At 34.5% G+C, this 8,435-nt stretch carries 10 protein-coding genes; 5 read left to right on the plus strand and 5 right to left on the minus strand.

The window, feature by feature from the left end:
* Positions 1 to 57 precede the first annotated feature (57 nt).
* The 5 genes from B3J44_RS23790 to B3J44_RS23810 all read left to right on the plus strand — a co-directional run bounded on the left by B3J44_RS23790 (position 58) and on the right by B3J44_RS23810 (position 4,123).
* Positions 58 to 1,128: a type II asparaginase gene (locus tag B3J44_RS23790; protein ID WP_233074163.1), complete on the plus strand. Its 1,071-nt coding sequence runs from the start codon at positions 58 to 60 to the stop codon at positions 1,126 to 1,128.
* A gap of 81 nt (positions 1,129 to 1,209) precedes the next feature.
* Positions 1,210 to 1,689, plus strand: coding sequence for a YybH family protein (locus B3J44_RS23795; RefSeq protein ID WP_286971985.1), 480 nt, complete (start codon positions 1,210 to 1,212; stop codon positions 1,687 to 1,689).
* An 84-nt stretch (positions 1,690 to 1,773) separates the two neighbouring features.
* On the plus strand, positions 1,774 to 2,253 hold the full coding sequence (locus tag B3J44_RS23800; protein ID WP_198857586.1) for a hypothetical protein: 480 nt from the start codon (positions 1,774 to 1,776) through the stop codon (positions 2,251 to 2,253).
* Positions 2,254 to 2,329: 76 nt separating this feature from the next.
* Positions 2,330 to 3,397 carry a hypothetical protein gene (locus B3J44_RS23805; RefSeq protein ID WP_286971987.1) on the plus strand — a complete coding sequence of 356 codons (1,068 nt, stop codon included), beginning with the start codon at positions 2,330 to 2,332 and terminating at the stop codon, positions 3,395 to 3,397.
* Positions 3,398 to 3,817: 420 nt separating this feature from the next.
* Entirely contained in the window at positions 3,818 to 4,123 is a 306-nt protein-coding gene (locus B3J44_RS23810; protein ID WP_286971990.1) for a hypothetical protein, read from the plus strand.
* 252 nt (positions 4,124 to 4,375) lie between these two features.
* On the opposite strand, the gene B3J44_RS23815 is transcribed toward B3J44_RS23810, so the two are convergent.
* The 5 genes from B3J44_RS23815 to B3J44_RS23835 form a co-directional block, all read right to left on the minus strand.
* Complete coding sequence (locus tag B3J44_RS23815) at positions 4,376 to 4,795, minus strand: arsenate reductase ArsC (protein ID WP_286971992.1); 420 nt, start codon at positions 4,793 to 4,795, stop codon at positions 4,376 to 4,378.
* 131 nt (positions 4,796 to 4,926) lie between these two features.
* Positions 4,927 to 5,400 (minus strand): DUF6428 family protein, encoded by a 474-nt coding sequence (locus B3J44_RS23820; RefSeq protein WP_286971994.1) that lies wholly within the window; start codon positions 5,398 to 5,400, stop codon positions 4,927 to 4,929.
* A gap of 59 nt (positions 5,401 to 5,459) precedes the next feature.
* On the minus strand, positions 5,460 to 5,786 hold the full coding sequence (locus B3J44_RS23825) for an ArsR/SmtB family transcription factor (RefSeq protein ID WP_286971996.1): 327 nt from the start codon (positions 5,784 to 5,786) through the stop codon (positions 5,460 to 5,462).
* A 125-nt stretch (positions 5,787 to 5,911) separates the two neighbouring features.
* The gene (locus B3J44_RS23830) at positions 5,912 to 7,312 is read right to left on the minus strand and encodes a DUF1254 domain-containing protein (RefSeq protein ID WP_286971998.1); all 1,401 of its coding nucleotides are present in this window, start codon (positions 7,310 to 7,312) and stop codon (positions 5,912 to 5,914) included.
* A 226-nt stretch (positions 7,313 to 7,538) separates the two neighbouring features.
* Positions 7,539 to 8,435, minus strand: an 897-nt coding sequence (locus B3J44_RS23835) for an exopolyphosphatase (protein ID WP_286972001.1), incomplete at its 5' end; no start/stop codon positions are given.

Below are 8,435 nucleotides of genomic sequence, written 5' to 3' on the forward strand. Positions count from 1 at the left end.
TGCTTGATCCAGCAACTTTAACAGGCCAAAAATAATTCTCAACCTTAAAACGACAAAATGATGAAATTAAATATCAACTTTTACAAAAAAATACTTTTACTGCTGCTATTATCACTCAATATCAGCATGTTCGGACAGGCTAAACCTAAAGTTCTAATATTAGCAACAGGCGGAACAATTGCTGGTTCTGCTCAAACTGGAGTACAGTCAGGATATACTTCTGGTCAAGTTACCATTGATGCAATGGTAAATGCAATTCCAGATGCTTTGAAAGTAGCCGATATAAAAGGCGAGCAAATTGCGAATGTCGGATCTCAGGATATGTCATTTGAAATTATGCTGAAAGTAGCCAATAGAATTAATGAGTTAGCCGATAGCAATGATGTAGACGGTTTTGTAATTACACACGGAACCGATACAATGGAAGAAACGGCCTTTTTTTTAAATCTAACTACAAAAACAGACAAACCAGTTGTGCTTGTCGGATCCATGCGTCCATCTACAGCAATTAGTGCAGATGGACCTTTAAATCTTTATAATGCGATTGCAGTAGCTGGCGATCCTAAAGCAAAAGGGCGCGGTGTACTTTTGGTAATGAACGATTGGATTCATTCGGCACAATCTTTAACAAAAGTTAGCACAACGGCTGTCCAGACTTTTATGTCTCCGCTTCGTGGACTTATCGGTATTACTTCTTACGGAACAAACGATTTCTTTAATTATCCTAGTCAAAAATTTGGAAAAAACTCAGAGTTTGATGTAAAAGGCGTTAGCTCTTTTCCTCGCGTAGACATTATTTATGCCGATGCAGATATGAAGCCAGATTTAATTGATGCTTCGATTGAACGCGGTGCCAAAGGAATTGTAATTGCTGGAGTAGGAAACGGAAATATGAACAAAGCTTCTCTAGATGCTTGTGCAAGAGCTAGCAAAAAAGGAATTATAGTAGTTCGAAGCACGCGCGTTGCAACTGGACTTGTAAGCCGTAATGTAGAATGCAACGATGATGAACTTGGATTAATTGCTTCATATGCTTTAAATCCGCAGAAATCTAGAATCTTATTGTCGGTAGCATTGCTGAAAAAAAGAAGCTTGGCAGAACTTCAAAAAATATTCGAAGAATATTAAAAAGACCTGTGTTTACGAACAAATTTTTGAACCTGTTTGTAAAACGAAATAGTTTTATATCAAATTGAAAATTTAATGTTTATGAAAAATAAAATAATTATAAGAGCTGTTGTCACAGGGTTCTGTGTTTTATTGATTTCCTGCAATACAAAAAAGGACGAAAATGTTGTGATTGACTTAAAGCAGGTCAAAAAAGAAATTCAGGCAAAAGAAAATGAATATGCTGCTACATACAATGCTGGCCAATTGAAAGAGATTGGTTATTATGCAGACGATGCGATAACTTTTTATCAGAACAGGCCACCGATTATTGGGAAAGAGGCTAGATATGAATTTTTAGAATCAGATTTGGCTAATAATACCAATACAATATCATTTGAAACCAAAGAAGTTTTTGTTTCGCACGACGGAAATATGGTTTTAGAAGTAGGATATTATAAAGTAATAGATTCTACTAAAACACCAATTAATACCGGAAACTACATGAGTTATTTCGAAAAAAGAGATGGCAAATATGTGTGCGTAAGAGACATGAGCGCTTCTGATGGATTGACAGAATAAAATGCATTTAAACTTTCCAATTTATTTTGGGAGTAATGCGTAGCTATGACTTTAGCAAATAATTTAAACGTTAAAATTAAGATTATGAAAAAATTACTATTTATACTTTCATTAGTTTTCGGATTAAGTGCTTTTGCACAATCTTCTGTAGATGAAATTAATTTGATCCAAGATCTTTATGGAAAATCAAAGGCAGATGTAGTCAAAGAATATTTGGATTTGTCTGACACACAAGCAGCAGCATTTCAGCCTATTTATGATAAATACGAAGCAGAGCGCAAAGCCTTAAGTCAGCAGAAGATTAAAATTCTGGAAGACTATGCAAACAATTATTCGACTTTAAGCGATGCTAAAGCTACAGAACTAACAGCGGCAAACTTAAAATACAATCAAGATTCAGAAAAATTACTTGCCAAAACGCATTCTAAACTGGCAAAAGCTATTGGCGGAATCAATGCCGCAAAATTTGTACAGCTTGAGTTGTATCTGCAAGTGACTATACGCGCTGAAATTCAGAATGCTATTCCTTTTATTGGCGAACTGGATAAAACCAAAAAACACTAGACGATTTCTGGGTACAGAGTAGAAAGTATAGAAAGATCATTTTCTACTCTGCTTACTAATATTTTATACTCTTAATATGATAAAGAAATTTACAAAATATTTGACAGTTGCATTAATCATGTCTGCCCAGCTAATTTTTAGTCAGTCTGATAACGATGGTAAAGAACTAGGACTTCCAGGCGATAATCTAGATTTGTATGCTGTGATGACACTCTTTCAGAAATCAAAAACCATTGAGGAGTTTGAAAAAAATCTGAATTTGGAGAAAACAGGAATCAATAATCTCGATTTGAATCTAGACAAAAAAGTAGACTTCATAAAAGTAATTACCAAGAAAGATGGTAACTCGTTTACGTTTGTTCTTCAAGTTGCCGTTAGCAAAACAGAGAATCAGGACGTCGCTGTTATTTTTGTCGATAAAGACAAAAACGGAAAAGTAAAAATGCAGATTGTAGGCGATGAACTGCTGTATGGAAAAGATTATGTTATCGAGCCAGTAAGCAAATCCTCGGCAGCAAAAACATCAAATCCTGCTTATACAGGAGACGATCCCGTACAAAGCGCGCCAGCCGTAACAGCCGTTGTGGTAGAAACAGTGCCAATTGTACAATATGTATATTCACCAGCTTACGTGCCGTATTATCCACCTTATTATTACGGATTTTATCCGCCTTATTTCGCTGCTTTTACCGTATTGGCGGTCGGAATTTATCGTCACAACCATTATTACCATCATCATGGCTATCACGGCGGACATTATCATGGCGGACATAACAATGTATATATTAATAACAGAAACAGTTTTAATAATTACAATAATAATAGATCGAGATCTAATACAGTGCGAGACAATTCGACCAATAATAGATACAATACAAATCGGGGTAATTCGCGTCCTTCGGCAAGCACACGACCATCAGCGGGAAACTCCAATCGTGCAGGGAATACTAATGCATCTGGAAGAACCCGTCAGAGTTCATCGCCAAGTGCAGGGACTTCAAATCTAAATAGAGGAAGTTCTTCAAACTCAAATTTTAATAGAGGAGGAGGAGCGTCTTCAAGACCAAGCGCCGGACAAATGGGAGGCGGATCTCGTAGTATGGGAGGCGGAGGCTTCGGCGGAGGCGGCGGAAGAAGAAGATAAACGGCGTTTTTTATAATGTTTCATCAGAAAAAATGCGTAAGTCCTTTTGGGCTTACGCATTTTTGGTTTTTATATTTGATGGGTCATGTATAAAAATATACAAAAGATTTTACAGCAATTCATTCCGTAGGAATGTTTCATCGGTAGAAACGAGATTTGAATTAGAAATATACGTTCCGTAGGAACGTCTCGTCGGTAAAAATTAAAATGAACCATGATTATACGTTCCATAGGAACGTTTGATTGGTAATTGTTTCGCAAATCAGGTGTCCCTACAGGACACAATGTAAAACCATATTTTTTTTTCTACCGACGAGATATTCCTAACGGAATATTAAGCATTCTTATCATGTAAGATAACCGATTAGTGAAAATATATTATGACATTTGAATTATTGAAAATGATATAAAATTCAAAGAATGAAAGCGGCAGAAATAGAGTACCTAAAAAAACAATCAGCTCAATATTTAAATATTTTAAAAACGGCTGATAAAGGTTACAACGCAGAAATCAAGGTTTTAAATTACTCCGAATTAGGCTGTGTAATAACAAATATGCTAAAGCTATGTATTTTGGCATTAGAACAAGATAATGGGAAAAAGTTATCTATAGATGTTGGATTGGTTTTAGAACAAGCGCTTCAATTATTTCCAACCGATGAAATGGAATTGTTAGATATAATTAATGAAATGCAGATTAAAGAATCTTGTGCTGAGGTTAAATAAAAAAGCTCCAAAGAAATCTGGAACAACTCATTCCGTAGGAATGTTTCATCGGTAGAAACGAGATTTGAATTAGAAATATACGTTCCGTAGGAACGTCTCGTTGGTAAAATTAAATAAGAACAATGATTATACGTTCCGTAGGAACGTTTGATTGGTAATTGTTTCGCAAATTAGGCGTCCATATAGGGTGTAATACAAAAATGCTATTTTTTTTCTACCGAAGAGATATTCCTAACGGAATATTAAATAATGTTAATTTAGATTTTCTGTAGCAAAATTTCTGCAATACTCTTTTATCAGTTCTCGCACGGTTCTAAACTGCTCTATTATTTCAGCATCTGTTCCAGTTGCTTTTGCAGGATCAGGAAAATTATAATGAAATTTGACTGCTTTTGTTGGGAAGAACGGACATCGCTCTTTAGCATTATCACAGACTGTAATCACAAAATCAAAATCGATATTTGCATATTCATCAATATTATTCGATGTATGATTTGAAATGTCTATTCCATCTTCTTTCATTATCAAAATAGCTTTTGGATTAACGCCATGAGTTTCTACACCCGCGCTGTAAACCTCAGCTTTATTTCCAGCAAAAAACTTCATGTAGCCTTCGGCAATCTGACTTCTACAGCTATTTCCCGTACAAAGTATTAGTATTTTCTTTTTCATAATTAAACAAATAACCAGATGATATTTATAATACAGAATTTGGGTTCAAAACCGAAAATAAGCTGCAATAAAATAACAGATGAGGTTATTACAATTGGTTTTTTGTATTTAAAGATTAGTTCTTTCATTTTTTAGCAACATCCTGAATTTGGAGTGCAGCAAGAAGCAGAGTCATTAGTTAATTGAGTAAGATTGATCTTTTGCTTTTCAGCAGGAATTCCGCAAGCATCTTGTGCTAAACAAGCTGTGGTTTTATTTTTTAGAATAAACGTTTTTCCATTAAATTCTAAATCATATTTGCCAATTGTAACGTTTTGGTATTCTACTTCAATTTCTAGATCTTCGATGTTTAGTTTATCCTCAGACAACTGAATGATGTGCAATAATTTATTAGGTTTTAAACGATGTTCAAAATCATTGGCATCCCAGAGTTGAAAGTTTACTGCTTTTTCAGTTCTGATTACTCCGCCACAATCAATAAAATTTTTGGTAACTACGCCAACTTCTGTTACATGAAAATGTTCTGGTACAAAAGCTCCGTTTTCTAATTGAAATTCAACATTATCTAATGTTGGTAAAATCTGTTTTACTTCTGATAATTTCATCTTGTTTATGTTTATTTGTTAATTGCAATATTGCGATATAATTGGTCAAAAAAAATGTTTTAGCAACATTTTGATTTTGAAATAGTTTGTGTGATGTTTAAAAAATAGGAGTTTAAAATGTCAATTGTTTTTTCGTCAATACAATAGCAAATTGCATTTCCAGAAATATTTCCTTTGATGATTCCTGCATTTTTCAACTCTTTTAGATGTTGAGAAACCGTAGGCTGGGCAAGAGGCAGTTCGTTTACGATATCACCACAAATACATTCATTCACTTTTAGTAAATATTCGATTATGGCAATTCTTGCAGGATGCCCTAATGCTTTAGCAATTATGGCAATCTGATTTTGTGCGTCTGTAAAATGTTCAGTCTTAGTTGCTCCCATGTTAATTATATTAATATTGCAATATTACGATATAGTTTTTGAATGATGAAATTTTTAACAAATTAATTTAAATAAAAAAAAGCTCCAGATTTCTCTGAAGCTTTTGTAGTGTATCGAATGAATGATTATTTTACTTTTTCTGGCAGAGTCATTTTCCAGACATTATTAATTACGTCAGGTTCTGGACCATAGATTCTCATAACAAACATGAATTTTTCATCTTTTGGAGTCGGAAGCCAATTACTTTCTTTATCCTTTCCTGGCGAAGTGCTTTGCAGGTAAATAACCAAATCTCCGTTTGGTTCATATTTTAAGCCTTTTGTTTTATTGCCGATAGAATATCTGTTAATCGGATTCGGAACTAGAAAACGTTTCGGAAGATTATACATTGTTAAACTCCAGAAATATTTCGCTTCAGGAAGCTGATCTTTGCTGAATTTTATAACATATTTATTATTTCCTAAAAGTGGCTGATTGTCTTTGTCGTTACTAGCTCCGGTGTAAACAGCTTCTTCTTTGGTGTTTCCGTAAATTCCGGCAGCCGCAGCAATTGCACGATTTAGATAATTGTTTTGAAGTTCGGCTCTCGTGCCAAAAAGATTTCCGAAATCTTTAAGAGTGCTTACTTTTGAATCTAGTTCTTGTTTTGCCTCTGCAATTCCTTTTTCGATAGCTTTTATGGTTTCTGGCGGATATTTACTACTGTCGAAAGCAGTGCCAGGCACAAGTCCGATTTTAGCAAAACGTGCTCTCAGTTCTTTCTCGCTGCTGTCTTCGCTTGCATATTGCAAAAGAACGTTTAACACATTAATAAACTGCGGACTGCTGTAATCGCTCTCTTTCCAAACAGGAAGTTCTAAGTTGTATTTTTTAACTGGTGGTGCAGGCTGTTTTGTATATTCATGCAGCGGAGTTATTTTATACCGACTTTGTATTTTTTTCAGATTATAAACATCCGCAGGATCATGAAGCTGGGTTCTTCCTACTACAAATATCAAGTTGGTTTCTGAACGCAAAACCTTGTCAATTCCTTTTGGCGTTTCACCTTTCCAGTCTGGCCCTGCAAGCAAATATTTTCCGGCATTGTTGCCAGTAGCGCGAGTTCCGATATATTCGTAATTAAAGGTGTATAAATCGACCAATTGCATTACATAATATCGGTCGCTTTCAATTTTAGGAACTTCAAGAACAACAGGCTCATCAGAAACATTAAGAGCGGCCATAGAGTAGGGCGTGTCATTGTTTATAGTTACCACTAGAGTATCTGCGGGAGTAGCACTATTTGCAAAGCTTTTAAACTTATTAAAACCTGAATACGCTCTGTCTTCTTTGTTCAATGCACTAGCATAAATGGTTTTGTAATTATAAAATATTGGATATCCGTATATCCAAGCTTCTTTTGCAATAGCAGTTATAGAATCAGTAGACGTTGCATTTGCATTTTCTGAATTATCTTTTGACTGTTCTTTTTTGCAGGCTGTTAATGCTAAAAGTGCGACGATAAAAAAAGCGGTTAAATTTTTCATAATCAGATAGATTTATTTCACGTAAGATTTTTTCCTGATTTTAAAATTAGAATTTAAAAGAAAAAATCTGCTTTTTTGAATGCTAAAGATGGTTGCAAATTATAAGTTGCAACCATTTTAAAAGGCTAGAAACTAAAAAGATCAACTTGTTTTTAGACTGAAATGAAAAGCAATAAAAAAAGCTCCAGATTTCTCTGAAGCTTTATGATATTTTAAAAAAAAATACTTAGAAATTAGTATTGATCTTTTTCGAACGATCTGCAATGTAAGAGATCAACCAAATCACTTGTCCTTCTTTTACAAAGTAAATTTTCTTTGTTGCGTAGTCTGGAATACTTTCAAGACAAGTCACAAGAATGTTGTTTGCCGAGATCAAGTATTTTTGGTCATAAGTGCTTAAAACTCTCGCAGCTTCTTTGTTTGTTTTGGCAAGGTTAGTAAACTTTCCGAAATTGTTTTTAAGAATAGCATCATAATCGATAACATCTTGAAGCGTTAAAGCAACATAATGGTCTTTATTAACGGTTTCGTCATAAAAAAGAGTTGAAAACGCCCAAACAGCACCACCAGATAAATATAATTTATCTTTTTTTGCTAAAGGAGGATTTGCATCAAATAATTCTTTTGTCTTTTTACGTAGAATAACATTGTAATCAAAAGATTTTTCTTGGTAGGTAGACATATCGTTTACTTGACTTTTGTTTACTACTGTTTTTTCTACAGCATCGGTAAGAGTCATTGTCCCGAAACTAAGCTCAAGAGGAACAAACTCTAATTTACCGTCTTTAAGTTCGTCAATGTAACCGCCTTTAGTAGTTTGAGCACCAATATCAAGAAGGAAAGCATTAGCAAAATCAACAGGCGGTATAGCACCTTTAACAAGCGTTTTTGCTTCTTCGTTTACATCTAATACTTCTAATTGTTTACCAGTTAAAAGGGCAATTTTGTTTTTTAGAACGTCTAAGTTACGTGCAGAAGCAAAAACAGGAGCTGCTACAACAAAAATGTTTTCTTCAAGAATTTTGTTTTCAGCTTTAATCTTTTGCAATTGCGTGGTAACCGTAACGCTAGTTTTAGTGATATCTTCTGCAGTAAGCTCACCATTAGCAGTAATATGGTCAGC

The organism is Flavobacterium sp. UBA4854 (assembly GCF_002399805.1).
GTDB classification, from domain to species: domain Bacteria; phylum Bacteroidota; class Bacteroidia; order Flavobacteriales; family Flavobacteriaceae; genus Flavobacterium; species Flavobacterium ginsengisoli.